Below are 24,202 nucleotides of genomic sequence, written 5' to 3' on the forward strand. Positions count from 1 at the left end.
GGCGGCGTGCGACGAAGCCCCCTTCACGGGGGCTTCGTGCGTCATGGGCGCGAGCGCGAGAAATCGATGACGAAACGCGTCCAGCCATCGGCGGACTCGCAGCGGATCTCGCCGCCGTGGGCCTGGACGATGGAGCGGCAGATCGCCAGGCCGAGCCCGGCGTGTTCGCCCTGGCCCTCGCGGCGCGCCGGATCGGCCCGGTAGAAGCGGTCGAACAGGCGCGGCAGGCGCTCGGCGGGAATCGCCGGGCCCTGGTTCTCCACGCTCAGGCGGCGGTCGCCGAGGCGGATGCGGATCTCGCCGCCGTCGGCGGTGAAGCGCAGGGCGTTGTCCAGCAGGTTGGCCAGCACCCGCCGCAACATGCCGCGGTCGCCCGGCAGGCTCAGGGCGCCTTCGCGCAGCAGGCGGATGTCGCGGTCTTCCGCCAGGGGCTGATAGAACTCCAGCAGCGAGTCGACCTCCGCGCCGAGGTCCAGGGCCTGGCGGTTGGGCGCCAGCAGGCCGTGGTCGGCCTTGGCCAGCAACAGCATGTCGTTGACCATCGCGGTCAGCCGCTCCAGTTCCTCGAGGTTGCCGTGCAGCGCTTCGCGGTAGTCCTCCAGCGCGCGCGGCCGCGACAGCACCACCTGGGTCTGGGTCAGCAGGCTGGTGAGTGGCGTGCGCAGTTCGTGGGCGATGTCGGCGGAGAACGCCGAAAGGCGCTGGAAGGCTTCCTCCAGGCGCGCCAGCATGGCGTTCAGTTCGCCGGCCAGGCCGCGCAGCTCCTCCGGCATCCGGCTGGCGTCGAGGCGGGTGGTGAGGGAGTTGGCGGAAACCCGCGCGGCCACTTCGCGCATCCGCCGCAGCGGGCTCAGGCTGGCGCCGGTGGCCCAGGCGCCGAGCAGCGCGGTGGCCAGCGCCGAGAGGCTCATGGTCAGCCAGATCAGCTGGCGCATGCGCTGCAGGAAGTGCTGGTGGTGGCTGATGTCGAGGATCACGGTGAGCCGTGGCGAGGCCGCGTCGCCGGGTTTCAGCGGTGCGCCGAGTTCGCGGTTGGCGGGCAGGCCGGGGTGCGCAGGCTGCGGCAGGCGCTCGAACCAGAGGCTGCCATCCGGGCCGTTCAGGCGCAGCCCGAGGTCGGGGTGGCGTCCCAGTTCGCGCAACAGCTCCCCTTCGCGCCGGCGCATCTGTTCCTCAGAGGCGAGGCCGCGCAGTTCCTCACGGAACACCTCGAACTTGGCGCTCATCGCCAGGTAGTCCAGCTCGACGAAATGTTCGTCGATGGCACGACTGAAGATCAGCCCGGCGATCAGCGAGACCGCCGCGGTGCAGGCGGCGAACAGCAGGCTCAGGCGGACGCCGAGGGATAGCCGGGAACCGAGTCCGGCGCTCATTCGTCGCGTTCTTCGAGGACGTAGCCCATGCCGCGCACGGTATGGATCAGGCGCTGCGGGAAGTCGTCGTCGACCTTGGCGCGCAGGCGGCGGATGGCGACCTCGATGACGTTGGTGTCGCTGTCGAAGTTCATGTCCCAGACCTGCGAGGCGATCAGCGACTTGGGCAGCACCTCGCCGCTGCGCCGCAACAGCAGTTCGAGCAGGGCGAATTCCTTGGCGGTCAGGTCGATGCGCTTGCCCTGGCGCTGCACCCGGCGACGCAGCAGGTCGAGTTCGAGATCGGCCAGTTGCAGGGTGGTCTCCTGCAACTGCTGGTTGCCACGGCGCAGCAGGGTGCGCACGCGGGCGAGCAACTCGACGAAGGCGAAGGGCTTCACCAGGTAATCGTCGGCGCCCTGTTCCAGGCCGCGCACGCGGTCCTCGACGGCGTCGCGGGCGGTGAGGAACAGCACCGGCACGGTCATTCCGGCGTCGCGCACGCTGCGCAGGATCTGCCAGCCGTCCCGGCCGGGCAGCATGACGTCGAGGATCAGCAGGTCATAGTCGCCGCCCAGGGCCAATTGCTCGCCCTCGTTGCCGTCGTCGCTCAGGTCGACGGCGTAGCCGGACTCGGCGAGCCCCTGGCGCAGGTACTGGCCGATACGTGGTTCGTCTTCGACGATCAGCAGTTTCATGTTCATCCCTCGTTACATTTGTCGGCCACGCCGACCTGTTTCTGACAGCATCGTAATCAGTGGGTAACGGGGGCGACAGTGGCCCCCGCGCAGACTACAGGGGAACTCATCGAGGAGACTTCCCATGCGTATTTTCACTGCCTCCACCCTCGCATTCCTGCTGGTCCTCGCCCCGACCGTACCGGCCATGGCCGATAGCGGCGGCGACATCGTCTTCGAGCGCATGCAGGCCCAGGCCGCCAAGGCCCGCGCCGCCCACCAGGAAAAACTGGCGAAGCAGGCCGAAGCGACGAAGAAGGACAAGGAAAACTGCTGATCGCCAGTTCTTCCACCCCCCGGCTCCACACGGGATGACGGAGGGCTCCGATCCCGTCTTCACCCGCCACCGGTTTCCTGGTTTCCGGTCGGCGGGTTTTTTATGCCCGGCCGTGTCGCCGGGGCCGATCTTAGCCTCCGCCACCCGACGCGGCGGCAAGCTGACAAAGATGTAATGCTCCCGACAGCCAGCCGGCAGGCGCAGCGGCACAGGATAGGCGACATCAACCCGATGGAGATTCCCCGTATGTTTCCGCGCCGCCTGCTTCCCGCTTCCCTGATCGTCCTCGGCGTGCTTTTCGGCGCCAGTGCCCAGGCTTCGCCGGCCCACGGCCAGGCCTTCGGCAAGCCGGCCCAGGCCGCGCAGGCCAGCCGCAGCATCGAGGTGGTGCTCGGCGACATGTACTTCAAGCCGCGAACGATCGAGGTCAAGCCTGGCGAGACAGTCCGTTTCGTACTCAAGAACGAAGGCAAGCTGCTGCACGAGTTCAACCTGGGCGACGCGACGATGCACGCCGAGCACCAGAAGGAAATGCTGAAGATGCAGCAGTCCGGCATGCTCACCCCAACCGGCCTGGCGGCGATGGACCACAGCCAGATGGGCCATGATATGGCCGGCATGGATCACGGCCAGGCGGCGATGCAGCACGACGACCCCAACAGCGTGCTGGTCGAGCCGGGCAAGAGCGCCGAGCTGACCTGGACCTTCACCAGGGCCACCCGCCTGGAGTTCGCCTGCAACATCCCCGGCCACTACCAGGCCGGGATGGTCGGGCAGCTGAGCGTGCAGCCCTGAGCCAACGGACGGCCGGCGTGAAGATGCCGGCCGATCCGTATACACTTGCCGCCGCCCGCCAATGCGGCGCGGCGCGCGGGGAAGGGCCCTGCGCGATCGATCCAGCAGGTTTCCCCATGCACCATCCCGCCGAACATTCGCCGCTGGGCAAGACCAGCGAATACGTCTCCCGCTACACGCCCTCGCTGCTGTTCCCCATCGCGCGCGCAGCGAAATGGGCCGAGCTCGGCCTCAGCGCCGCGACCCTGCCGTATCGCGGCGTGGACATCTGGAACTGCTACGAGCTGTCCTGGCTGACTCCGGCCGGCAAGCCGGTGGTGGCGATCGGCGAGTTCTCGATCCCGGCGGACTCGCCGAACATCATCGAGTCGAAGTCGTTCAAGCTGTACCTCAATTCCCTGAACCAGTCTTCCTTCGACAGCCGCGATGCCCTGCGCGCGGTGCTGGAACAGGATCTCTCGGTCGCCGCCGGCGCCGCCGTGGGCGTGCGCCTGCGCAGCCTCGACGAGGTGGCGGAGGAGGGCGTCGGGCGCCTGCCGGGGCGCTGCATCGACGAGCTGGAGATCGCCGTCGACGGTTACGAGCGGCCGCGTCCCGAACTGCTGCGCTGCGACGCCGGGCGGTTCGTCGAGGAGCAGCTCTACAGCCACCTGCTCAAGTCCAACTGCCCGGTCACCGGCCAGCCCGACTGGGGCACCCTGGTGGTCGACTACCGCGGCCCGGCGCTGGACCCGGCCAGCCTGCTGGCCTACCTGGTTTCCTTCCGCCAGCACCAGGATTTCCACGAACAGTGCGTCGAACGCATCTTCCTCGACCTGCGGCGCCTGCTGCAGCCGCAGGCGCTGACCGTGTACGCCCGCTACGTGCGTCGCGGCGGCCTGGACATCAACCCCTACCGCAGCCTGGTCGACGTGGCGCCGGACAACCGTCGCCTGGTTCGCCAGTAGATCCGGCAACACGCGGATACGAAAAAGCCCCGGCCATGCCGGGGCTTTTCATTGCGGGGGAGCCGTTCAGATGCCCATGTTGGCCAGGCTCTGGACGATGGAGCGGAGCGTGCCGGCCAGGGTCGGGTGGCTGACCTCGAAACGCTCGACGGCGAGGTTGACCCCGTCCACCAGGCTACCCTCGTTGAGCGCGTCTTCGTTGGCCAGCTTCAGCTCGATGTCGCGGATCAGCAGTTCCAGTTCGGCGCGCTGCTCTTCGTTGAGCGGCGGTTGTTGCTCCAGTTGCTCGCGCAGGGCGGACAGTTCGCGCAGCAGACTCTCTTTCGGCATGGTATTTCCCTCGACGTACAAGTCTTCGGTGGACCTCCGGCGACTGCCGAAAGGTCCGTCCATGCCGACAGATTAACCTGTCGGGCGCAGTTGTGCGCGATCCCGGTCAATTCGCAGCAGGCGTTCGAGCAGCGGGAAGAAGTGCGGCAGTTCGGGGGTGCGCATGGCCGGATCCTTGGCCAGGTCGTCGAGGCGGCGCAGGGTCAGCCCGTCCTGGGCGTAGGGCGCCTTGATATAGGCCGCGGCGGCGCGTTCGTCGAACGGCCCGCCTTGCAGCACCAGGCTGTGCCGGGAGGCCGGTGACAGGCTGGCGTGGTAGCTCGGGTCCACCGCGCAGAGGAAGCGCTTGGCCGAGACGTGCAGGCGCACCGGTTGCCACACCGACTCGGGAAACAGTTCGCGCAGCAGGCGAGCACCGGCCTCCTCGTGGTGCAGGTCTTCTTCGTCGATCTGCGCGGGGTCTTCGTAGAGATGGCCGATGTCGTGCAGCAGCGCGGCGACCACCAGGCTGTCCGAACAGCCGGCGCGCTCGGCCAGGGTCGCGCACTGCAGGGCGTGCTCGGCCTGGCTGACGGCTTCGCCGTAGGGTTCGGCGCCGTGGCTGGCGAAGCGTTCGGCCAGTTCGTCGAGGAAGCGATGACGGACGCGGCTCATGGTTTTTCTCCTTTCAGGCGGCGAACGGCGAGGTCGTGCAGGCAGGGTTGCAGCTCGCCCAGATGGTCGATCACGGAATGCACGCCCAGGCGGTACAGTTCCAGGGTGGCGTCGGCGCGCAGGCGATCGCGCTCGGCATGGCCGAGGGCGTCCCAGTCGGCCGGGGCGAGGCCGCACAGCGGCCCGCTGGCGGCCAGGCCGATGGTCCACAGTCCGGCGTTGAGGCCGGCCTGCAATTGGCGCGGTCGGGCGCTGACCAGCACGCAGCCGTCGAGGCGTTCGATACCCAATCGGGCGAGGGCCTGCCAGCAACCGTCGGGCGCCGGCCAGGGACGGGCGCCATCGAGAGGCGCCAGGGCGTCGGGCCGGCCGAGCGGCGTGGCGAGGCGCCGGCACACCGGCTCGGGTAGCTCCTCCTGCCAGGCATAGGGAATTCGCTGTGCGTCCAGGCTTTGCAGCAGCGCTGCGGCGCCGCTGATGGCTTCGGCCTGTTCCTGCGCGGCTTCCTCGAGGGCCTGTTCGAGGCGCTGACGCTCGTTCCTGTTTGGCTTGCGCCGCAGCAACCGCTCCTGTGCCTCGGTGAAGGGGCACTGGCCGGCGTCATGGAGCGCTTCGGCGGAGCTTTGCGGGTGGCTGCGCAGGAGCGCCAGGGGCAGGCTTCGCGCGCCGAAGTCCACCAGGCTGCCGGACAGGCCGAAGAGCAGGGCGGTGAAAGGCGGGAGGTCGTCGGGAATGGGCATGCAGGAGGCATCTGGCAAATGGTCTAGGCCAGACTAGAGGGGTTTTGTGACGCCGCCGTGACGTTTTCATGGCGCTGGCGATAGGCCGACGGGCTGTCGTTATAATCGGCCGGTCTTAATCAGCGAGGCTGTCATGCCGGTCGATCAATCTCGTCAGTACCTGCGCATCCGCGACCAGCTCGCGGCGGATATCGCCCGGGGCGTGCTGCAGGTGAAGCTGCCTTCCGAGCGGGAGCTGGCCGAGCGTTTCCTGTGCACCCGCATTACCCTCCGCGAAGCCTTGCAGCAGCTGGAAACCGAAGGCCTGGTCTACCGCGAGAACCGCCGTGGCTGGTTCGTCGCGCCGCCACGGATCCGCTACAACCCGACCCGCACCACCGGCTTCATGGAGTACGTCAGCGCCCAGGGACGCCAGCCGCGCACCGAGACCCTGCACGCCGAGCGGCGCGCCGCCGGCGCCTGGCTGGCCAAGCGGATGGGGCTGGAGGACGCCGCGCCGGTGTACTTCCTGCAGCGGCGGCGCTGGGTGGACGAGCGCCCGGTGCTGATCGAGCTGATCGCCCTGGACGCCGACTGGTGCCCCGGCCTGCTCGAACACGACCTCGACACCTCGCTGATGAACCTGCTGCGCGAGCGCTTCGGCCTGCAGCCGACGCGTTGCCAACTGGCGATGCACCCGACCGCGCTGAACGCCGCGCAGGCCGAGCCGCTGCAACTGGCGCCGGGCTCCCCGGCGTTGTACCTGGAGCGCTCGAGCTATGCCGAGGGGCAGCGGGTGGTCGAGTTCGACCAGGAGTTCTGGCGCCCGGACGCCCTGGAAATCGTGCTCGACGCGGCGTATCCGGGGGGCTGAGTCAGGCGATCGTCGCGCGGACGCTATCCGGCAGTGGCGTCGAGCGGTTTTCCGCATGGCGCACCCAGACCAGCTTGCAGTGGCCTTCGCCATAGGTGGTCCGCGGGTCTTCCAGGGTGCCCAGGCGATGCTCCAGCACCAGGCTGCTGGTGCCCAGCGCGCCGGCGTAGAGTTCCACCAGCACGGTGGCCGGGTGGACCACCGGCTTCAGGTAGGTGTGCAGGCTCTGTAGCACCACCGGGCCCTCCGCGGCGCCTTCCAGGCTGATGCCGAGGGACTCGAACCAGGCCACCCGGGCTTCTTCCAGGTACTGGAAATAGAGGGTGTTGTTGACGTGGCCGTAGCTGTCCATGTCGCCCCAGCGTACCGGGATATGGGCGGTGTATAGCAATTGTCTGTCAGCCATCTCGTAACTCTTCTAGTCTCAAACTCAATGCGAGCCTATATACTGCGCGCACGCTGAGGCCGCGCTGGCGGCCAAGACTAGTCATGCAAAGGAGATACAGCAATGCGCGCCCGCGGCGTGAACTGGATCGAACGTAGTGCCCGAATCCTGGCTTGCGCCAGCCTCGCATTGGCACCCACGCTGTCCCTGGCGGCCAGCGAAGAGGACCCCTGGGAAAGCATCAACCGGCCCATCTTCACCTTCAACGACACCCTGGACACCTATGCGCTGAAACCGCTGGCCCAGGGCTACCAGAAGGTCACCCCGAACTTCGTCCAGGATGGGGTGCACAACTTCTTCAATAACATCGGCGACGTGAAGAACCTGGCCAACAACCTGCTGCAGGCCAAGTTCCGCAACGCCGGCGTGGACACCAGCCGGCTGCTGTTCAACAGCACCTTCGGCCTGGCTGGCTTGATCGACGTGGCGACCCCGATGGGGCTGCAGCGCAACGACGAGGACTTCGGCCAGACCCTGGGCTACTGGGGTGTCGGCAGCGGCCCGTACGTCATGCTGCCGCTGCTCGGCCCGAGCACGCTGCGCGACGCGCCGGCGAAGATTCCGGATATCTACGTCGGCCCGTACCACTACATGGACGACGTACGCGCACGCAACGTGATGTTCGGCATCAACACGGTCGACACCCGCGCCAACCTGCTGAAGTCGGAGAAACTGATCAGCGGCGACAAGTACATCTTCATCCGCAACGCCTACCTGCAGAACCGCGAGTTCAAGGTCAAGGACGGCGAGGTGGAGGACGACTTCTAGCCAGTCGCTTGCGCTTGCGCGACACGGCAAAGGCGGCCCGGCGGGCCGCCTTTCGTCGTTTCAGTGGATCGCGACGATGCTCAGGCCCAGCGTCTGGCGTCCCGGCCCCAGGCGCTCGCAGCGCACCACCCGGGCTTCCAGCTCCAGGCCGCTGAGCGTTTCGTGGGTGGATGGGATGCTCACCTGCAGGCGGTCGCCTGGCGCCAGGTCGCTTTGCGCTTCCAGCAACAGCCCGCTGGCGGACAGGTCGCGGCACAGGGCAAGCGACTCGCGGCCCTGGCAGCGGATGGTGACCGGGGTGTCGAGCTTCATGCGGATGAAGTCGCGCTTCTCGCTGTAGTTGTGCTCGATGGGCTGCATGGGCGGTTCCTCGTGGTCGGGCGCGATGGGAGGGCAGCTGGCAATCCTGGCGATTATCGTCAAAGTTTATACCTTGCGGACGGGAACGTTCGGATAAGTGCGGATTTTCCGGCAAAGGTCAACGGCTTGAACTGCTTAACGGATGGGAGTACCGTCTGCGCCTTGTCGAACCCCGTAGCCGCGCTGTTGTCACTTACAACAAGCGCCCAGACCCACTGTTTCCGGCGCCGTTTGCCTGGATGACCCATGCATAAAGTCAGTGCCACGCTGCTGATCATCGATGACGACGAGGTGGTGCGCGAGAGTCTCGCCGCCTACCTGGAAGACAGCAGCTTCAAGGTGTTGCAGGCCACCAACGGTCTGCAGGGCCTGCAGATCTTCGAAAGCGAACAGCCGGACCTGGTCATTTGCGACCTGCGCATGCCGCAGATCGATGGTCTCGAACTGATCCGCCGTATCCGTGAAACCGCATCGGAAACCCCGATCATCGTGCTCTCCGGCGCCGGCGTGATGAACGATGCGGTGGAAGCCTTGCGCCTGGGCGCTGCCGATTACCTGATCAAGCCCCTGGAAGACCTCGCGGTGCTCGAGCACTCGGTACGCCGGGCGCTGGATCGGGCCCACCTGCGGGTGGAGAACCAGCGCTACCGGGACAAGCTGGAAGCCGCCAACCGCGAGCTGCAGGCCAGCCTGAACCTGCTCCAGGAGGACCAGAACGCCGGTCGCCAGGTGCAGATGAACATGCTGCCGGTAACGCCCTGGAGCATCGAGGGCCTGGAGTTCTCCCACCGGATCATTCCCTCGCTGTATCTCTCCGGTGACTTCGTCGACTATTTCCGCGTCGACGAGCGGCGCGTGGCGTTCTACCTGGCCGACGTTTCCGGCCACGGCGCCTCCTCGGCCTTCGTCACCGTGCTGCTGAAGTTCATGACCACCCGGCTGCTCTACGAGTCGCGGCGCAACGGCACCCTGCCGGAGTTCAAGCCGTCCGAGGTGCTGGCGCACATCAACCGCGGGCTGATCAATACCAAGCTGGGCAAGCACGTGACCATGCTCGGCGGGGTCATCGACCTGGAGAAGAACAGCCTGACCTACAGCATCGGCGGCCACCTGCCGTTGCCGGTGCTGTATGTCGAAGGTCAGGCGCGCTACCTGGAAGGCCGTGGCCTGCCGGTCGGCTTGTTCGACGATGCGACCTATGACGACCGGGTCATGGAGTTGCCCGCTTCCTTCAGCCTGTCTCTGTTCTCCGATGGCATCCTCGATGTGCTGCCAGGAGCTACGCTGAAGGAGAAAGAGGCATCGCTGCCGGAACAGGTGGCCGCCGCCGGAGGCACCCTCGACGGGCTGCGCCAGGTCTTCGGACTGGCCAACCTGGCGGAGATGCCGGATGATATCGCCTTGCTGGTGTTGAGCAGGAACCTTGCATGAGTACCGGTAAAATCCAGTTCGCCGAGCAGAACGGCTCGTTCGTTCTGAAATTCGTCGGTGAAGTTCGCCTGACGCTGTGTTCGGCCCTGGATTCCACCATCGAAAAGATCTTCGCTGCGCTGAATTTCTCGGCGATCATCATCGATCTGACGGAAACCCAGAGCATCGACAGCACGACGCTCGGCCTGCTGGCCAAGCTTTCCATCCTCTCGCGCCAGAAGATCGGCCTGCTGCCGACGCTGGTGACCACCAACCCGGATATCACCCGGCTGTTGCAGTCGATGGGCTTCGATCAGGTGTTCAACATCGTCGACCGTCCGGTTCCGTGCCCGGAATGCCTGTCCGACCTGCCGCCACAGGACCAGTCCGAAGAGGTGGTGCGCGACAAGGTGCTGGAAGCGCACCGCATCCTCATGGGTCTCAACGAATCCAACCGCGAAGCCTTCCACGACCTGGTCAGCGCCCTGGAGCGCCAGTAACCGGTCAGCTTTCCTGCCCTCGATGAACAACGTCCGCTGCCGGAGCGGGGCGCCCGTCTGCGCGCCCGGCCCCGGCGCGCGGGTCAGTGGCGGGTCGCCAACTGGTATTCGAGCTTTTCCTGGTCGCGGGCGAACAGGCGGATGCCTTCGGCCAGCTTCTCGGTGGCCATGGCGTCTTCGTTCATCTGCCAGCGGAACGCGCTCTCGTCGAGCACCTGGCGCGGCTCGCCGTCGCCCGGCAGCAGCAGGCGCGGCAATTCGCCCTGGCTATCGGCCAGTTGCTGCAGCAGGTCGGGGCTGATGGTCAGGCGGTCGCAGCCGGCCAGTTGCTCGATCTGGCCGAGGTTGCGGAAGCTGGCGCCCATCACCACCGTCTTGTAGCCGTTGGCCTTGTAGTAACGGTAGATGCGCGAGACCGAACGCACGCCAGGGTCTTCGGCGCCGACATAGTCGCGGTTCTCGCTCTTCCTGTACCAATCGTAGATGCGCCCGACGAACGGCGAGATCAGGAACACCCCGGCGTCCGCGCAGGCCGCCGCCTGGGCGAAGGAGAACAGCAGGGTCAGGTTGGTCTGGATGCCCTCGCGCTCGAGGATCTCGGCGGCGCGGATGCCTTCCCAGGTCGAGGCGATCTTGATCAGCACCCGCTCGCGGCCGACCCCCTGCTCCTCGTACAGCTCGACCAGGCGGTGGGCGCGGGCCAGGGTGGCCTCGCTGTCGAACGACAGGCGTGCGTCGACCTCGGTGGAAATCCGCCCCGGAATGACCCCGAGGATGTCCTTGCCGACCGCCACGGCGAAGCGGTCGCAGGCCAGCCCGGCGTCTCCGCCGCTACCCGCGGTGGCCCGGCGGAGGTGCTCGGCGTAGCGCGGCAGGGCGGCGGCCTTGAGCAGCAGCGAGGGGTTGGTGGTGGCGTCCACCGGCTTCAGGCGGGCAATGGCATCGAAGTCGCCGGTGTCGGCGACCACCGTGGTGTATTGCTTGAGTTGTTCCAGCTTCGAAGTCATGGCGAGGTCTTGTCGGTGGGTTCTTGGGAAGAAGAATCCCTCGACCTTACCCGAGCCGTCGGCGCGGCTCAATGGGAGCTATCGCCCCGCCAGAAGTTCCAGCGCCTGGTCGAAAACCCGCAGCGGATCGGCGCTCTTGTGCACGTCCACCGAGAGCAGCTGGCGGAAGCGCCGCGAGCCGGGGAAGCCCTGGGCCAGGCCGAGGATGTGGCGGGTCACGTGATGCATCGCGCCGCCCTCGGCCTGGTGCCGCTCGATGTACGGGCGCAGGCGCAGCAGGGCTTCGCTGCGGCTGGGCGGCGGCACCTGGCTGCCGAACAACTGGCTGTCCACTGCCGCCAGCAGGTAGGGGTTGTGGTAGGCCTCGCGGCCGAGCATCACGCCGTCGAAGGTGCGCAGGTGCTCGCGGCAGTCCTCGAGGGTCTTGATGCCGCCGTTGAGGACGATCTCCAGGTCCGGGAAGTCCTTCTTCAATTGCGCCGCCACCTCGTAGCGCAGCGGCGGCACCTCGCGGTTCTCCTTGGGCGAGAGTCCTTCGAGGATGGCGATCCGCGCATGCACGGTGAAGCTCCGGCAGCCGGCCTCGCGGACCTGGCCGACGAAGTCGCGCAGCTCGGCGTAGCTGTCGCGGCCGTTGATGCCGATGCGATGCTTCACCGTCACCGGGATTTCCACCGCATCCCGCATCGCCTTCACGCAGTCCGCCACCAGCGCCGGGTGGCCCATCAGGCAGGCGCCGATCATGTTGTGCTGGACCCGGTCGCTGGGGCAGCCGACGTTCAGATTGACCTCGTCGTAGCCGGCCTCTTCCGCCAGCCGCGCGCAGGCCGCCAGTTCCGCCGGCACGCTGCCGCCCAGTTGCAGCGCCAGCGGGTGCTCGCATTCGTCATGGCGGAGGAAGCGCTGGCGGTCGCCGTGCAGCAGCGCGCCGGTGGTGACCATCTCGGTGTAGAGCAGGGCGTGGCGGGACAACTGGCGCAGGAAGAAGCGACAATGGCGGTCGGTCCAGTCCATCATCGGTGCGACAGAAAACCTCCTAGATACCGTAGTTGCTGGGCTTGCGAGTAGTTCTGCGGGTTTCATGGGGTTTCCGGTTGCTGCTGATTCACTCCGATTTGCTACCGTTTAGCACTATTGCTTAATCTCCTTTGCTTAAATGTAGCAACGCGAGACGGGCGTGTAGCAAATGGGGACGATTACTCAAAGAAAGCGCAAGGATGGGTCCGCAGCTTTTACGGCTCAGATACGCATCATGCGGCAGGGTAAGGCAGTTTATCAGGAAAGCCAGACATTCGACCGGAAGGCGGCGGCCCAGAACTGGCTGAAGCGCCGAGAGGCAGAGTTGGCCGCTCCAGGCGCGATCGAGCGAGCCAACCGCAAGGGCGTCACTGTACGGGAAATGATCAAGCAGTATCTTGAGGAGTACGGGAAACTGCGACCGTTGGGCAGGACCAAGGAGGCGACGCTCCAGGCGATAGCTGCGACATGGCTGGGGGATGTGGTCGACCGGGACCTGACTTCCCAGGTGTTGGTCGAGTACGCAATGGATCGCATCGAGAAGGGCGGCGTGCAGCCGCAGACTGTAGGCAACGATCTTTCTCACCTCGGTGCCGTCTTGACGGTTGCACGCCCAGCATGGGGCTACGAGGTGGATCCGGTGGCCATGGCCGACGCCAGGCGCGTTCTGCGCAAGATGGGAGGGGTTTCCAGGAGCAACGAGCGGGACAGGCGCCCAACTTTGGAGGAGCTTGACACCATCCTTGCCTACTTCGTTGAAATGCGGGAGCGTCGCAAGCAGCAGATCGACATGGTTCGGATGATCGGCTTTGCGATTTTCTCAACGCGCCGCCAGGAAGAGATCACCCGGATCCGCTGGGACGCCATCGACGAAGCACGCCAGGCAGTGCTGATCACGGATATGAAGAATCCGGGCCAGAAATACGGGAATGATGTCTGGTGCCACCTGCCGGACCAGGCATGGCGCATTTTGCATTCGATGCCCCGGCGCGAGGAATTCGTGTTCCCCTACAACGCGAAGTCGGTCAGCGCTTCGTTCACCAGGGCTTGCAGCTTCTTGGAGATCGAAGATCTCCACTTTCACGACCTGCGCCATGACGGCATCAGTCGGCTTTTCGAAATCGGATGGGATATTCCGCGCGTGGCCAGCGTCTCGGGCCACCGGGACTGGAATTCGATGCGGCGTTACACGCATCTGAGGGGGAACGGCGACAAGTACGAAGACTGGCCGTGGTTGGAGCAGATAATAGAGGGCCCCACGATCGAGGCCCGGTAGGCGGGAGGGTCAGGATGCACGGCGCAGGGTTCGGCGCCCCATGAGCTTTTCGTGCTCCTCCTTCGCCGTTCTGTGCCGTTCGTCAAGGTAGTTCGCCAGGTCCGTCAGGTGTACGCCACGCGCAGACTTCTGGCTGTTCTCCATGCGCACCAGCGGCAAGTCGATTTCGCCGGCCGCAACCTTCATCTTCATTTTCTCGGGGGTCAGGTGGCTGAAGTAGTCGGCGCAGACGCGCTCGAGGGGAATGATGGCGGCACCGTCGTACTGGGCCATCAACAGAAATTGGGTGTTCATTAGGCGTTACCTATCCCAGCTCTTCGGCCGGGCTGTTCCGCGGCCCTTTCCGTTGGGCCGCGGCATGGATGATTTCAGGTAGGATGCACCGGCTCACCGGTGACGGGACCAGCCTTGGCGGGCATGTGCCCCTGATCCGGTGGGCTTTCGCTGGGCGAAGGTCTGGCCGGAAACGGCGTTCCCGGCAGGATGCCCAGGGCGTCGGTGGCGCGTTGGACGATGTTGAGCGCCACTTGCAGCGCCGCCGCGTCGTCTTGCATGCGCATGAGCGCGGTCATTTTGGGCCGGTGCTCGGCACACACTCTGTCGCGAAGCTGACCGGCGGCGCGGCGAACAGCGTCGGCCGTGCCGTGGTGCTGGAGCACCAGGGCCATGACCAGTACCACGTCGACGCTGTGCATTTGCATCGTGGTTGTCCGCAGTAACCAGCGGGGAAGGGCGATGCCTGGTTTCTGCTTCATCCGAAGCACCCCGTCTGCCAGGCCGCCAGCGTGCGGAGGATCGGGAATATCTCCGCTGCGAACACTGCGGCCAGGCCCAGGGTGGCGATCAGTCCGAGGGCGGTCAGCGCTCTACGCATTGTCGCCCCCCCTCCTTGCCGGGCGCGGCGGCGATTAGTTTGAATTCCTCCGCGTACTCGTCGCAGCAACACTCGACAACGTTCGTCTCGCCCACCGGCTCGCAGTTGCAGAACTTGCTGCACAGCGCTTCGAACAGGAAGTCGGGCATCTCATTGATCACCTGCTCCCGGCTTACCGTTACCGTGTGGCACTCGCCATTGGGGTGGCGATACTCGAAGCTGAACTCCTCCGGCACGCTGTGCTGAGCCTGGGCGGGCACGCCGCTCAGCGCCGTTCGGGCTGCCCGATGCTGGCCAAGCGTCAAGCACAAGCGTTCGTCGCACCCCATGTCAGTGTATGGTTCGTGATCGTCATCCTCGGAGTCGTCGTAGGCGTCGGCAACCGCTGCGAATGGTGCCAGAGCCGTTTCCAGCTCCGCGACCCTGGCCAGGGCGGCGCGCAGCTTCAGCTTCAGCCCGTCGCGGATGTGCGGCCAGCGGTCCAGGGCTTCGCTCAGCTTCGCGTTCTCCGCCCGCAGCGCCCCGACGATGCGCTCATATTGAGCTGCGAACGCATCGAAATCCGATGCTCTGACCACAGTCGTTTGCGCCATGTAATAAGGGCGGTTGGGGTGAAACACATCAGCGGTGTACCGCTCGGGCTGGTTCGGCCGCTCCGCCTCTGCCTCTGCCTGCTCTGGGCACTTCTTGCAGCTTTTCACGCCATCGCCTGGACAGTTCTCGCCTGTCGGAGTTGTGCACACTGGCGCCGGGGAGGGTTGCGCCAGGGCGGCGCGGGCTTGCCAGCCGAGCCACGCGAACCGTGGGCCGGCGTATTTGTAGTCCCCGCTCATCAGGCGGCAGAAGTCGTGCTTGGGGGAGACACCTGGGAGACTGCTGTACATCCCTTCAAACGCCGCGCGCTCATCCCCGCCTGCCTGCTCTGCCGGTGCAGGATGTGCCGGGCAGGGATGGCGGAGGGAGCCGTTGCCGGCCAGGCCCTGGGGATCTTGCGTCGGCGCCTGGTCATTGATCAGGGCCAGCAGGCTCTCGGCCGAGGAGTGAACGTCGTCGAGGTCCGTTGACCAGCGCTGCGGGTTGGTGTCGTGGATATTGTCCAGTGCTTCGACGATGCCGCGCAGGCGGGTGGCGCACTGTTCGATCAGTTGGTGTTGGGTAGAGGACATGGTGGTGTCTCCGGTTGCTCCGGCGCCGGCGGCCGGCAGCGGAAGCATTTGCACAGGCCTATCCGTTGGCCCGTGGTGCGGCAGATGGTGGGGCGGTTCATTTCGTGGCGTCTTGCTTCATGGCTTTGGCGTGGCCGACGCAGGTGCGGACCGGGTTGCCCTGGTCGTCCAGGTCGGCGTGGCAGTAGAACCGGCTGAGCTCCTGCCGGCAGTAGATGGCATCGGAGGTGGTGACCGGCGAGGTGTTCGCCGGGGTGCCGAGGCGATAGGCACAGCCGGCGCACGTGCCGCGTGGGTCCACAGTGGCGGCCAGGACAACACCTTGCAGCGCTCCGAACATCGTCGGCAGGTTCGCCTGCTCCGCGGTGTGCGGGTGTTCGCCGCGCTCGATGAGGATCAACTCCACCATTGCACGGCATTTCTCGGCGACGGCGTTGGCCATGCCCAGCACCTGGGCGAACAGGTCGAGCATGGCGGCCAGGCCGCGCTGGGCGGCCATTTTCTCCAACACCTGGCGGCGCAGGTCCGCCGGAAGAAGCACGGCGCCGGCCAGTTCGTGCGCGTCGGCGGCGCTGATCTGGTAGTCGGTGGGAGGCTGGTTCATGGGACCGCCATCGTTGATGCTGCTTCCAGCATCTGGCACCGGCCAGCCAGTTGGAGCAGGTTACGAGTAGTCGGCTTGAAGCCTTCCGTATCCGGGAGGTACTCGTGACGATGGCCCTCCGGGTACGTCTCGAACGGTCCGTGCCATTCCCAACTCATTAGCCAGTCTTGCCAGACGGTGTAGACGTCCTGTCCTTCGCCCCAATAGTCGACACCGCCGCCGACGGAAAGAACATGCCGGACTCGGGAGCCTTGCTCATATGCGAGTTCAGACGGTTCTTCGTCGCGCCAGGCGCTGCAGTAGAGCGCTGGGTAAAGCTCGACCAGCCGCTTGCTCAATTTCTTCTCGATGCGCGCTTTCATGCTTCACCTTCCTTCGCCAGTGCCAGCCGATGCTGGGCGCTGGCCTGGCGCTCCGGCTTGGGTAGCTTCAGGCCGAACAGCCGGAGGGCCTGCTTGTGGTTGAGGGAGGCCGCCACCGCAACAGGCCTGGCATGCTGGTCGATGTAGGACTTCGGCCAGGGCGCGTACCCGCGCGCGGTGAGGATGCCAGCGTGGTCGAGCGGCCAGGTCCGAGCGGCGGCCAGGTTGGACGTCCGGCCGGCGGCCTCGGGTATCCAGACGAGGCAATTCCCATCCCAGTCCCTGGCGTAAGCGGCGTAGATGCGGTCGTTCGCTGGCGCGTCGGCGAGTGCCTGCGTCCGGGACAGGTCCAGGTCCTGGTGATCGACACCGAACTCAGCGCGGAGGCGCACGTAGTCGACCGGCCAGGGCAGATCGGTTTCCCGGCACTTGTACTGCCGAACTGCCCGGGCGCGGGTGAACGTCTCGGCTTCGTCGAGGTTGGTGGTGTAGCCGCCGCCGGCGCGCCAGAACATGGCCCGGCTCCCGACGTTGCTGCGGCTGTCCTGGAGATAGAAGAGGTCGCTCATGGCGTCACCCGCTTGAACTCGACGACCCAGACCCATGGGTTTGCGGCCCAGCTTCCCTCGCCGTTGAGCGATTCCCAGAGGAAGCCGAACGCCCCCTTGGCTGTGTCGCCCCAGCAGCCGATATCGGCGCAGGCTTGCCGAGCGTGGTCACATGGCTCGCCGCGCACTCCCTCTGCCAACGCCTGCTCTTCGCTGATGTCCTGCAGGCGCTCGACGCGAACAGCGATGATCTCCAGCAGGATGCGGCTGGCCCAGCGTGGCATATGGATAGAGGGACGGCCTCGGCCCTTGGAGATCATGGAGCACCCGGTCTGCCGGACGCTGAAGTCTGCTGGGTACCAGATCGGTTCACCTTGGCTGAGGTCGCGCGGCGCGATTGCGTCTACCTGGGCATCTGCCGCCCAGGCCTCCCGCACCCACAGCCGATCGCCGGGCTGGCCGTGGGGGCAGGTGATGCGCGCGTGCAGGCCGGCATCAAGCGTCTTGAATGGCGTATAGGGATCGACCATTGAGCCGAGGAAGTCGGGCTGCGGCTTCACGACTCGGCGCGTGACCGTCTTCCGGCCTTCCAGGATGGCTCGGACCATCTGGTCGTTGAACAGGATTGGCCGCTCCCGCGGCTTTTCTGCGGACATAGGGAATACCTCTCGCCTGATGGCGAAGTGCAATTGAGTGGACTAGGTTCATTGGACCGGCGAATGGCCGGGGAGGGAGGGAACTATGGACTGCTTCATCTGCGGCGCAGATTCGAATGCCGGAAACGTTCCGGACGCGATCTTGGTTGGTTGTCCCAACTGCGGGGGGTACAGGATCACGCGGACCGCGTTGGAATGCCTCAAGAACCATGGGTTTCGTCTTGATACCGACGTAACCCGGAAGTGGCTCGCTGGACAGGTAGGTACCGGTGAAATCCCGTTGATTGACTGGAACGTAGCGGCAAGATGTGCACGGAGTGCATAGCCAGCACTTGCTGACGCTGTTCAGCTGGAGAATGTGTGCACCTGCTGTGAGCGGCTCCAGGGATGCCGGCGCCCGGGCTTGGGCTGCTGGCGCGAGGTGATGAGTGCGTCGCGCAGGCTCATGCCGGCGGCGACGCGGCGGCGGACGGTCGTTGCGTGGACCGGGCTTTGGAAGTGCTCCACCAACTCGGCGATGGTCCCGGTCACGCCGTCGACGGTGAAGCGTCTGCTCTCGCTCCAGCGTTCGTGCGCGCGCTCCAGCGCCGCGGCCTGCGCCGGCGTGCAGCGTCCGCGCTTCTGCTCGTTCGCACGCTGGTGGTCGGCTGAGCATCCGCGTGCCGGCCAGGTGATCTCCGGCATCAGGGTCAGCAACTCCCGGAACTTCCAGGGGCCCATGCCGAGCGCGTGCATCGTTGCGCGACGGGAAAGCCCGCGCGCGGCCGCGTTGCGAATGAACTGTTCGGTGTTCACGGTTGGACCTCCTGTTGCGCGACGCTCAGCGCCACCGCGACCGGGCGCACCCAGATCGGCGTATTGCTGAGCATGAAGGTTTCGCCGGCCTCGGCCAGCAGCAGGGTGGTGCCCATCACGCCGGCGATGGCCTCGGCCGCGGCCGGTGGTACGGCGTTGCCGATGCGCTCGCGCCAGTCGCTGTCGCTCAGGCCGTCGAGGATCAACTGTTCCTCCGGGTCCACCAGGCTCTGCAGCGCGGCCAGCTCCAGGGTGGTGAAGGGCCGGTGCCAGGTGCCGTCCAGCGACTGGATGATGCAGGTGAGCCGGTCGTTCGCCGCCGGCATGCGCGGGTCGGCGACGCTCCACCGGCCATTGTCGTGCCGCGCGCTGGCGGATACTGCGCCGGCGGACTGGTCGAACCCGACGACACCGTAGTGCCCGCCGGTCAGGTAGGCGTCGCCCTTGGTGCGATCGAGCACGCGCGGATCAGCGATCGACAGAGCGCCGCTGGCCACCTGCTGGGAGCCGGTGACCGTGCCGGTAGCGCTTCCCCACTCGCCGACGTGCAATTTGCGGCTACTCGCCCCCGGGTGCCAGTTGTGGTACCTGGGATCGGCAACAGCCTGGCCGCCGGAGCTGGGTGAGTGCCCGCCGGTGACAGTTCCGGCGTGGCTGCCCATGCTGACGACGCGGAACACGTTGTTGTGCCGGACGCCGCCCGGGCGCGGGTCTGCTACAGCGAATGCGCCCTGGCCGGTGGTGCTGGCGGCGATCACGGTGCCGGCCGGGCCGTCCCAGTCGGTGACCGGGTACTTGCCGAAGCTCTGGCCGCGTGGGTCGGCGACGGAGTACGTGCCTTGGCCAGGCGACTTGACGCCGATGATGGCTCCCGAGGTGTCGGTCCAACGGCGCACGCCGTACTGCTGGTACTGCAGGGCGTTCGCCGGCGCACGCGGGTCCGCTACCGAGAACGCCCCGTTTGTGGGCCCGCTACGACCGGCGATGGTGCCCATGCTGTCGTTCCAGCCGTGGACGCCCATGTAGCCGGCCTGATACTCCGGCACGATGATCAGATCGCGCAGGTAGCCGTCCTCGACGGCCAGGTCGTTCAGGCTGCGCCAGTCGCTGCCTGCTCGCACCAGGGCGAGGCGCACCCAGGTCTTCCACTGCAAGGACGGTACCCGGTGCATCGGGCCGGCGGCTTCGATATCGCCGGGCAGCGGCATGCGGCCGAGGATGTCGCCGACGGCGCGCAGGCTCTTCTTTTCCGGCTCGTACAGGAAGGGCGGCACTTTCTCGACGTGCCGCGCGACAAGCAGGAAGCGCTTCCGGGACTGCGCCAGGCCGCCCAGTTCGCCGCAGTCGTGAGTGGTTTCCGCCACGGCGTAGCCGAAGCCACTGAGCAGGCTGTTGATCTGGTCCAGCAGGTGCCGGCCGCGGCTGGCAAGGCGTGGGACGTTCTCGAAGACGATCAGCGGCACCGGGTCATCAGCCCATGCCTCGCCCATCAGCCAGATGCAGCGCAGCGTCAACTCGTTCAGCGCCTGGTACTTCGGAGTCAAGCTCATCTTCTCCGACAGCAGGCCGCTGGCGCCCTTGCATGGGGAACTGATGAAGACGGCATCCGGTCGGCGCCCGCCCGCGGCGCGACGAACATCCTCCGGGGTCGCCTCCCGCCAGCCTGCCGGCGGCTCCTTGCCGTGGAACCGCACGTACTGGTCGCGGGTGAACAGGTCCAGCAGGGTGCCCGGGACACCGGCCAGTCGCTCGAAGTCGCGTAGGCCGGCCGGGTCCACGTCGATTCCGCCGAGGCAGACCCACTGGGCCTCGACGTTGCCGACCCGCGGGCGCGCCCGGTTGAAACCGGCGGCACCGCCGCCCAGGCCGCAGCAGAAGTGGAAGTGGTAGAGGGTGCGCTTAATCATGCAGAGGGTTCCTTTTCGCGAACGTGACGATGCACGGCGCCATGCGTGATGGCGCAGTGATGTCGTTGGGGCTAGAATTGAGCGGCCCGGCATAGGGCCGGAATTACAAGGATGGAGTTAAAAAGATGGCGGTCTTCATTAGTTATTCCCACGCTGATAAGGAAAAGATTGACATGATCGCCGGGCATCTTGTTCGAAAACGAGCAAGCGTCTGGGTTGATCGATGGGAACTTAAGCCAGGTGATTCGCTAATAAATCGAATTCAAGAAGCTGTTGAGGGGTCAAGTGCTCTGCTCATAATGTTGTCCTCTGCATCGGTAGAGTCAGAGTGGTGTAAGAAAGAGTTAACTGGCGGTCTCCTACGTGAACTTGAAGAAAGACGCGTGGTAACCATTCCTGTACTTCTGGAAGACTGCAAGATTCCTCTGTTCCTCCGTGACAAGTTGTATGCAGATTTTCGAAAAGATTTCGATGTTGGCATGAGTGCGTTGTTGGAGGCTGTCGCCGGGCACTCTAATCCTGATCAGTCCCGTATTGAGGATGTTGACGGCTATCTGGACTGGGCAACGGACTGGGGTGAAGTCGAGGGGAATATTAGTATTAACTATACGTTGGTGCAGAATTCGTCCAATACCGAAATGACGTTTCTTACCCAGATATTTTGTATCTTAGGGAGTGTCGCCTCAGCTAGATATCGGCAGTACCAAAAGCTCGGTATAGACTGGGTGTACCGCACGATGCATGCGCTATCTTTGCAGGCATTTTCAAAAGATAACGACGATATGTTCGTGATTCTGGATGACACAATTCCAAAGACCCGAAGCTTAATGTGTGTTGATCCCAAGACTGGCAGCGATTACGAGATGAAAGTTATCTGCCGTAAAATGGGGAACGACAACGGTAAAGACCAGCTCCTCAATATTACCGAGTATCTGGAACGGATCTTTGAATTCACGATGAAAACGAATCGAAAGCCAACTGCCGAAGAGGAAGAGAAGATGAAGATTATTGCAGCTACCCCGTGGCCGCGCGCATAGGGCAGAGCCGATCAGCTCGTCGCGGGCTTACTCTTGGAAGTCACGCGATGGGCTCCTTGGTGTCGTGGAATATGTCGAGCTGCGCCAGGCCACTGCGCGCGGCATCGTTGAGCCAGAGGCATTCGATGCGGTCCCGCGCGCCGTCGGCGAGGGCATTCCGCTCGAGGCGGTGCCAGTGGCGGTAAAGGCGGTCGTAGAGGGGACAGGGGTATCCGGAGAGGACCACCATGCCGCTCAGCCCCTTGAGGATCGCAGCCAGGTTCCGGTGCTGGTCGTCGTCCAGTTCGTGTCGGTACGACTTGCCGGTGGCGTTGTGGCGGACTTTGGTGCTGCGAGTGGAATGGACGTAGGGCGGGTCGACGTAGTGCAGCGTGCTCGGCCGGTCGTGGTGCTCCATCAGCACCAGGGCGTCGCGGTTCTCGATCACCACGCCCTGTAGGCGCTCAGTGATAGCGGCCAACGCATCGGGGTAGTTGCGCCAGTCCAGCGCGGGCGCGGCACCACTCCTCGCCGACGTCGAGCGGAACCCCGTGCGTTCGCCGCTCGCCGCGGCGCTGCCGAAACCCTGGAAACTGCGGACCACCATCCGCCGGGCGCGCTCGAGCGGATCGGACGTTTCCGCGTAGCTGGCTTCGAACTCTTCCCGGGCAAACGGGGTAAGCGCCAGGGCCTGGCGCAGTTCCTCGCCACGGTCCCGCGCGACGAGGAACAGGTTCACTACGTCCCCGTCGAGGTCGTTGTAGACCTCGGCATAGCTGCGGGCCTTCCGCAGCAGGACAGAAGCCGCGCCGCCGAATGGCTCGATGTAGGTGTGGTGGGGCGCCAGGTGCTGGATGATCCACGGGGCGAGCAGCCACTTGCCGCCGTGGTAGCGGAGAATCGGTCGTTGAGGAGGCATCGTCAGTACTCGGTGAACAGGCACCGGACGCCGCCCTGCCTGACGCGGGCGGCCCACGAGGCATGGTTGAATCGCCCACAGGGCGGCGTCCGGTGCTTGCTGGAAGAGAAAGCGCCCCGGGTGGGGCGCTGTATCGAGGGTCAGGCCGCAGCCTGGTGCTGCTGGTCGGCGAGTTGCCCGGCGTCGATCCAGACCGCTTGTAACCAGGCCGGCGTCTTCGCCATCGGTTCCTTGAGCGTGCCGGCGACGATCAGCGTGTCGATCTCACCGCCGGCGGCCAGGCTCTGGAAGAGCTTCATCGCCTGCTGAGTGCGCGCAGGGATATCCAGCACGTCGAAGCGGTCCAGCAGCGCCAGGCGCAGGCCGGAGATCGTCGCGATGGTCAGGGCCAGCGTCGCGTCGCACCGCCAGCGTTCGGACTCGGACAGCAGGCCGTAGAGCCGGCCGCCGAAGGTCACGTCGATGTCCGCGCTGATCTCCACTGGCGACCAGCCGGCGGTGCCGGACAGGCGCTGCAGCAGCTCGTTCACCGGTCCGATCGCGTCGGCCAGGATCTCCGCCGGGATGCCGGTCGGTGACAACGCGTCGGCCATGCCGGTCCACGCCACCACGTCCTGGTGCGCGGCCTGCGCTTTCGCGATCGAGGCCTCGCGCTGGGTAGCGGCTTCCAGGGCTTCCTGCAGGGCGACCAGCTTTGCGCGGCTCGCGTCGCGGGCCTGTCGCAGTTCGTTGATGGCCTGCTCGCCGTTGGCTATCGCCTCGGCGCTGGGCGCTTCGACGGACTCTGCTTCCAGGGCCTTGATCTGCTCGGCGGCTGCCAGGCTCTCGTCCAGGTCACGCTGGCTGTTCGCGACGGTGCGCTGGGCGCTGGCCAGATACTCGCGGTACTCGGGCAACCGGCGGGCGGCTTCGGCATCGGCGATCTGCTCCGGCGGCTGGTGCACCACCAGGGTCCCGGCCTGCAGGTCGACCGCGCCCTGGCAGTGGGGGCAGGTCAGCGGCTGGTGCGGCACGCGGCCCGAGGAGGCCAGCTCGGCAGCCATGACCTTCTCGGACCACTCGTCCTGGTTCCGCTCGTCGGTGGTCAGCTTGTTCCGGCGGCGCGGCTCCAGGTCGACCAGCTCGCGCAGCTTGGCGATGCGCTGGGCGCGGCCGTCGGCAGCCTGGCGGGCCTGCTTGCTGGCGCCCAGGGCCTGCTGGGCCTCGGCCAGATCGTCCTCGAGCAGCTGCAGGTTCTTACCGGCCTCGGCGACCTGGTCTTCGGTGACCACGGTGGCCAGCAACTCCGGCGCCCAGTCGACGGCCTTCTCGCTGCCGTAGTTCTCGCCGGTGATCATCTTCCAGGCGCCGCGCGCCTCGCTGGCGTAGGCCTTGGCCTGTTCAACCGCGGCCGGGAGCCCGGAGCGGAGCAGGGGCTTCACTTTCTCGAACAGCGCCAGGTCCAGGCCTTTGGCTTCCAGCCGCTTGCCGACCTCGGCAGGGCTGGCGCTGGCGCCGGTCAGGTCGAACAGCACCCGGCGGCGATCTTTGGCGTCCAGGGCGGCGAAGCGGCTGGCGTCGAGCACGTATGGCAGGAACAGCGAGTCGGCGAGCGGGGAGCCTTTGCCGCTGGGCAGCGCGACGCCGCAGGCCTGCACCTCGCCGGATTCGTCCAGCCACTCGACACTGGACTCGCCCTTCTTGGCGCCCTCGGTGACCAGCTTGTCCATCTCCTTCTTCAGCGAGACGCGGCGCGGCTGGCCGTTGAAGGCCATGGCAATGGCGTCCAGCAGCGAACTCTTGCCGGCGCCGTTGTGGCCGGCCACCAGAAGCACCGGCGCAGAAACATCAAGGGCCGCATGACGCAGCCCTTGGAAGTTGGTGATTTCGAGTTTCGTGATGCGCATG

The 24,202-nt window shown here is 65.9% G+C and carries 30 protein-coding genes; 9 read left to right on the plus strand and 21 right to left on the minus strand.

Annotation, left to right across the window (positions count from 1 at the left end; translation table 11 throughout):
- Window positions 1-41: 41 nt before the first annotated feature.
- Together PSPA7_RS11250 and PSPA7_RS11255 are read right to left on the minus strand one after the other, a co-directional pair.
- Window positions 42-1,373, minus strand: a complete 1,332-nt coding sequence (locus tag PSPA7_RS11250) for a heavy metal sensor histidine kinase (protein ID WP_012075283.1) — start codon at window positions 1,371-1,373, stop codon at window positions 42-44.
- Window positions 1,370-2,050 carry a heavy metal response regulator transcription factor gene (locus tag PSPA7_RS11255; protein ID WP_003152592.1) on the minus strand — a complete coding sequence of 227 codons (681 nt, stop codon included), beginning with the start codon at window positions 2,048-2,050 and terminating at the stop codon, window positions 1,370-1,372. The genes PSPA7_RS11250 and PSPA7_RS11255 overlap by 4 nt, the downstream gene beginning before the upstream one ends.
- Window positions 2,051-2,174: 124 nt before the next feature.
- Between PSPA7_RS11255 and ptrA the strand changes: the two genes are divergently transcribed.
- The 3 genes from ptrA to queF all read left to right on the plus strand — a co-directional run bounded on the left by ptrA (window position 2,175) and on the right by queF (window position 4,108).
- A complete protein-coding gene (ptrA, locus tag PSPA7_RS11260; RefSeq protein ID WP_003152594.1) occupies window positions 2,175-2,366 on the plus strand; it encodes a T3SS anti-activator PtrA in 192 nt (63 codons plus the stop codon).
- Window positions 2,367-2,540: 174 nt separating this feature from the next.
- Window positions 2,541-3,161, plus strand: a complete 621-nt coding sequence (gene copI, locus PSPA7_RS11265; protein WP_079262167.1) for a copper-resistant cuproprotein CopI — start codon at window positions 2,541-2,543, stop codon at window positions 3,159-3,161.
- A gap of 116 nt (window positions 3,162-3,277) precedes the next feature.
- Window positions 3,278-4,108, plus strand: coding sequence for an NADPH-dependent 7-cyano-7-deazaguanine reductase QueF (gene queF, locus PSPA7_RS11270; RefSeq protein ID WP_012075286.1), 831 nt, complete (start codon window positions 3,278-3,280; stop codon window positions 4,106-4,108).
- 66 nt (window positions 4,109-4,174) lie between these two features.
- Here queF and PSPA7_RS11275 read toward each other — a convergent pair whose 3' ends face one another.
- The 3 genes from PSPA7_RS11275 to pcrP all read right to left on the minus strand — a co-directional run bounded on the left by PSPA7_RS11275 (window position 4,175) and on the right by pcrP (window position 5,832).
- Window positions 4,175-4,438, minus strand: a complete 264-nt coding sequence (locus PSPA7_RS11275; protein ID WP_003090878.1) for a DUF4404 family protein — start codon at window positions 4,436-4,438, stop codon at window positions 4,175-4,177.
- Between the two features lie 72 nt (window positions 4,439-4,510).
- Window positions 4,511-5,092, minus strand: a complete 582-nt coding sequence (locus PSPA7_RS11280) for a phosphonate degradation HD-domain oxygenase (RefSeq protein WP_012075287.1) — start codon at window positions 5,090-5,092, stop codon at window positions 4,511-4,513.
- Window positions 5,089-5,832, minus strand: a complete 744-nt coding sequence (gene pcrP, locus PSPA7_RS11285) for an HAD superfamily inactivated hydrolase PcrP (protein ID WP_003152601.1) — start codon at window positions 5,830-5,832, stop codon at window positions 5,089-5,091. Before pcrP ends, PSPA7_RS11280 begins: the two co-directional genes overlap by 4 nt.
- A gap of 133 nt (window positions 5,833-5,965) precedes the next feature.
- Here pcrP and PSPA7_RS11290 point away from each other — a divergent pair, with 133 nt between their 5' ends.
- On the plus strand, window positions 5,966-6,685 hold the full coding sequence (locus PSPA7_RS11290; protein WP_003152603.1) for a UTRA domain-containing protein: 720 nt from the start codon (window positions 5,966-5,968) through the stop codon (window positions 6,683-6,685).
- A 1-nt stretch (window position 6,686) separates the two neighbouring features.
- On the opposite strand, the gene PSPA7_RS11295 is transcribed toward PSPA7_RS11290, so the two are convergent.
- The gene (locus PSPA7_RS11295) at window positions 6,687-7,091 is read right to left on the minus strand and encodes an acyl-CoA thioesterase (protein WP_003152605.1); all 405 of its coding nucleotides are present in this window, start codon (window positions 7,089-7,091) and stop codon (window positions 6,687-6,689) included.
- A gap of 102 nt (window positions 7,092-7,193) precedes the next feature.
- On the opposite strand from PSPA7_RS11295, the gene mlaA reads away from it, so the two are divergent.
- Window positions 7,194-7,898: an outer membrane lipoprotein MlaA gene (gene mlaA, locus PSPA7_RS11300; protein WP_003152607.1), complete on the plus strand. Its 705-nt coding sequence runs from the start codon at window positions 7,194-7,196 to the stop codon at window positions 7,896-7,898.
- Between the two features lie 60 nt (window positions 7,899-7,958).
- Here the strand turns inward: mlaA and PSPA7_RS11305 are convergent, their stop codons facing one another.
- Window positions 7,959-8,258: a PilZ domain-containing protein gene (locus PSPA7_RS11305; RefSeq protein ID WP_003152609.1), complete on the minus strand. Its 300-nt coding sequence runs from the start codon at window positions 8,256-8,258 to the stop codon at window positions 7,959-7,961.
- A 246-nt stretch (window positions 8,259-8,504) separates the two neighbouring features.
- Between PSPA7_RS11305 and rssB the strand changes: the two genes are divergently transcribed.
- Both rssB and rssC read left to right on the plus strand, forming a co-directional pair.
- Window positions 8,505-9,689: a two-component system response regulator RssB gene (gene rssB / locus PSPA7_RS11310; protein WP_003152610.1), complete on the plus strand. Its 1,185-nt coding sequence runs from the start codon at window positions 8,505-8,507 to the stop codon at window positions 9,687-9,689.
- Entirely contained in the window at window positions 9,686-10,168 is a 483-nt protein-coding gene (gene rssC / locus PSPA7_RS11315) for an anti-sigma factor antagonist RssC (protein WP_003152612.1), read from the plus strand. The genes rssB and rssC overlap by 4 nt, the downstream gene beginning before the upstream one ends.
- A gap of 83 nt (window positions 10,169-10,251) precedes the next feature.
- Here the strand turns inward: rssC and tal are convergent, their stop codons facing one another.
- Together tal and dusA are read right to left on the minus strand one after the other, a co-directional pair.
- Window positions 10,252-11,175, minus strand: coding sequence for a transaldolase (tal, locus tag PSPA7_RS11320; RefSeq protein WP_012075288.1), 924 nt, complete (start codon window positions 11,173-11,175; stop codon window positions 10,252-10,254).
- Between the two features lie 78 nt (window positions 11,176-11,253).
- On the minus strand, window positions 11,254-12,258 hold the full coding sequence (gene dusA, locus PSPA7_RS11325) for a tRNA dihydrouridine(20/20a) synthase DusA (protein WP_012075289.1): 1,005 nt from the start codon (window positions 12,256-12,258) through the stop codon (window positions 11,254-11,256).
- Between the two features lie 103 nt (window positions 12,259-12,361).
- On the opposite strand from dusA, the gene PSPA7_RS11330 reads away from it, so the two are divergent.
- Complete coding sequence (locus tag PSPA7_RS11330) at window positions 12,362-13,468, plus strand: tyrosine-type recombinase/integrase (RefSeq protein ID WP_012075290.1); 1,107 nt, start codon at window positions 12,362-12,364, stop codon at window positions 13,466-13,468.
- A gap of 9 nt (window positions 13,469-13,477) precedes the next feature.
- On the opposite strand, the gene PSPA7_RS11335 is transcribed toward PSPA7_RS11330, so the two are convergent.
- From PSPA7_RS11335 to PSPA7_RS11375, 10 genes are all read right to left on the minus strand, one after another.
- A complete protein-coding gene (locus PSPA7_RS11335; protein WP_012075291.1) occupies window positions 13,478-13,762 on the minus strand; it encodes a pyocin activator PrtN family protein in 285 nt (94 codons plus the stop codon).
- A 74-nt stretch (window positions 13,763-13,836) separates the two neighbouring features.
- Window positions 13,837-14,223: a DUF7740 domain-containing protein gene (locus PSPA7_RS11340; protein ID WP_025991793.1), complete on the minus strand. Its 387-nt coding sequence runs from the start codon at window positions 14,221-14,223 to the stop codon at window positions 13,837-13,839.
- Window positions 14,220-14,342, minus strand: coding sequence for a hypothetical protein (locus PSPA7_RS32800; protein WP_012075294.1), 123 nt, complete (start codon window positions 14,340-14,342; stop codon window positions 14,220-14,222). Before PSPA7_RS32800 ends, PSPA7_RS11340 begins: the two co-directional genes overlap by 4 nt.
- Window positions 14,327-15,508, minus strand: coding sequence for a hypothetical protein (locus PSPA7_RS32390; protein WP_187152835.1), 1,182 nt, complete (start codon window positions 15,506-15,508; stop codon window positions 14,327-14,329). The genes PSPA7_RS32800 and PSPA7_RS32390 overlap by 16 nt, the downstream gene beginning before the upstream one ends.
- 97 nt (window positions 15,509-15,605) lie before the next feature.
- Window positions 15,606-16,112: a hypothetical protein gene (locus PSPA7_RS11350; protein WP_012075296.1), complete on the minus strand. Its 507-nt coding sequence runs from the start codon at window positions 16,110-16,112 to the stop codon at window positions 15,606-15,608.
- On the minus strand, window positions 16,109-16,474 hold the full coding sequence (locus tag PSPA7_RS11355) for a hypothetical protein (protein WP_012075297.1): 366 nt from the start codon (window positions 16,472-16,474) through the stop codon (window positions 16,109-16,111). The genes PSPA7_RS11350 and PSPA7_RS11355 overlap by 4 nt, the downstream gene beginning before the upstream one ends.
- Window positions 16,471-17,043: a hypothetical protein gene (locus PSPA7_RS11360; RefSeq protein ID WP_012075298.1), complete on the minus strand. Its 573-nt coding sequence runs from the start codon at window positions 17,041-17,043 to the stop codon at window positions 16,471-16,473. Before PSPA7_RS11360 ends, PSPA7_RS11355 begins: the two co-directional genes overlap by 4 nt.
- Window positions 17,040-17,678 carry a hypothetical protein gene (locus tag PSPA7_RS11365; RefSeq protein ID WP_041025316.1) on the minus strand — a complete coding sequence of 213 codons (639 nt, stop codon included), beginning with the start codon at window positions 17,676-17,678 and terminating at the stop codon, window positions 17,040-17,042. Before PSPA7_RS11365 ends, PSPA7_RS11360 begins: the two co-directional genes overlap by 4 nt.
- A 345-nt stretch (window positions 17,679-18,023) precedes the next feature.
- The gene (locus tag PSPA7_RS11370; protein WP_012075300.1) at window positions 18,024-18,473 is read right to left on the minus strand and encodes a hypothetical protein; all 450 of its coding nucleotides are present in this window, start codon (window positions 18,471-18,473) and stop codon (window positions 18,024-18,026) included.
- A complete protein-coding gene (locus PSPA7_RS11375) occupies window positions 18,470-20,380 on the minus strand; it encodes a DNA cytosine methyltransferase (protein WP_012075301.1) in 1,911 nt (636 codons plus the stop codon). Before PSPA7_RS11375 ends, PSPA7_RS11370 begins: the two co-directional genes overlap by 4 nt.
- A gap of 125 nt (window positions 20,381-20,505) precedes the next feature.
- On the opposite strand from PSPA7_RS11375, the gene PSPA7_RS11380 reads away from it, so the two are divergent.
- Window positions 20,506-21,417, plus strand: a complete 912-nt coding sequence (locus PSPA7_RS11380; RefSeq protein WP_012075302.1) for a toll/interleukin-1 receptor domain-containing protein — start codon at window positions 20,506-20,508, stop codon at window positions 21,415-21,417.
- 40 nt (window positions 21,418-21,457) lie between these two features.
- Here PSPA7_RS11380 and PSPA7_RS11385 read toward each other — a convergent pair whose 3' ends face one another.
- Together PSPA7_RS11385 and PSPA7_RS11390 are read right to left on the minus strand one after the other, a co-directional pair.
- On the minus strand, window positions 21,458-22,315 hold the full coding sequence (locus PSPA7_RS11385; RefSeq protein ID WP_012075303.1) for a DNA adenine methylase: 858 nt from the start codon (window positions 22,313-22,315) through the stop codon (window positions 21,458-21,460).
- Window positions 22,316-22,455: 140 nt separating this feature from the next.
- A complete protein-coding gene (locus PSPA7_RS11390; RefSeq protein ID WP_012075304.1) occupies window positions 22,456-24,201 on the minus strand; it encodes an AAA family ATPase in 1,746 nt (581 codons plus the stop codon).
- Window position 24,202: the final 1 nt, after the last annotated feature.

The sequence above is a fragment of the Pseudomonas paraeruginosa PA7 genome (assembly GCF_000017205.1).
Classification (GTDB): domain Bacteria; phylum Pseudomonadota; class Gammaproteobacteria; order Pseudomonadales; family Pseudomonadaceae; genus Pseudomonas; species Pseudomonas paraeruginosa.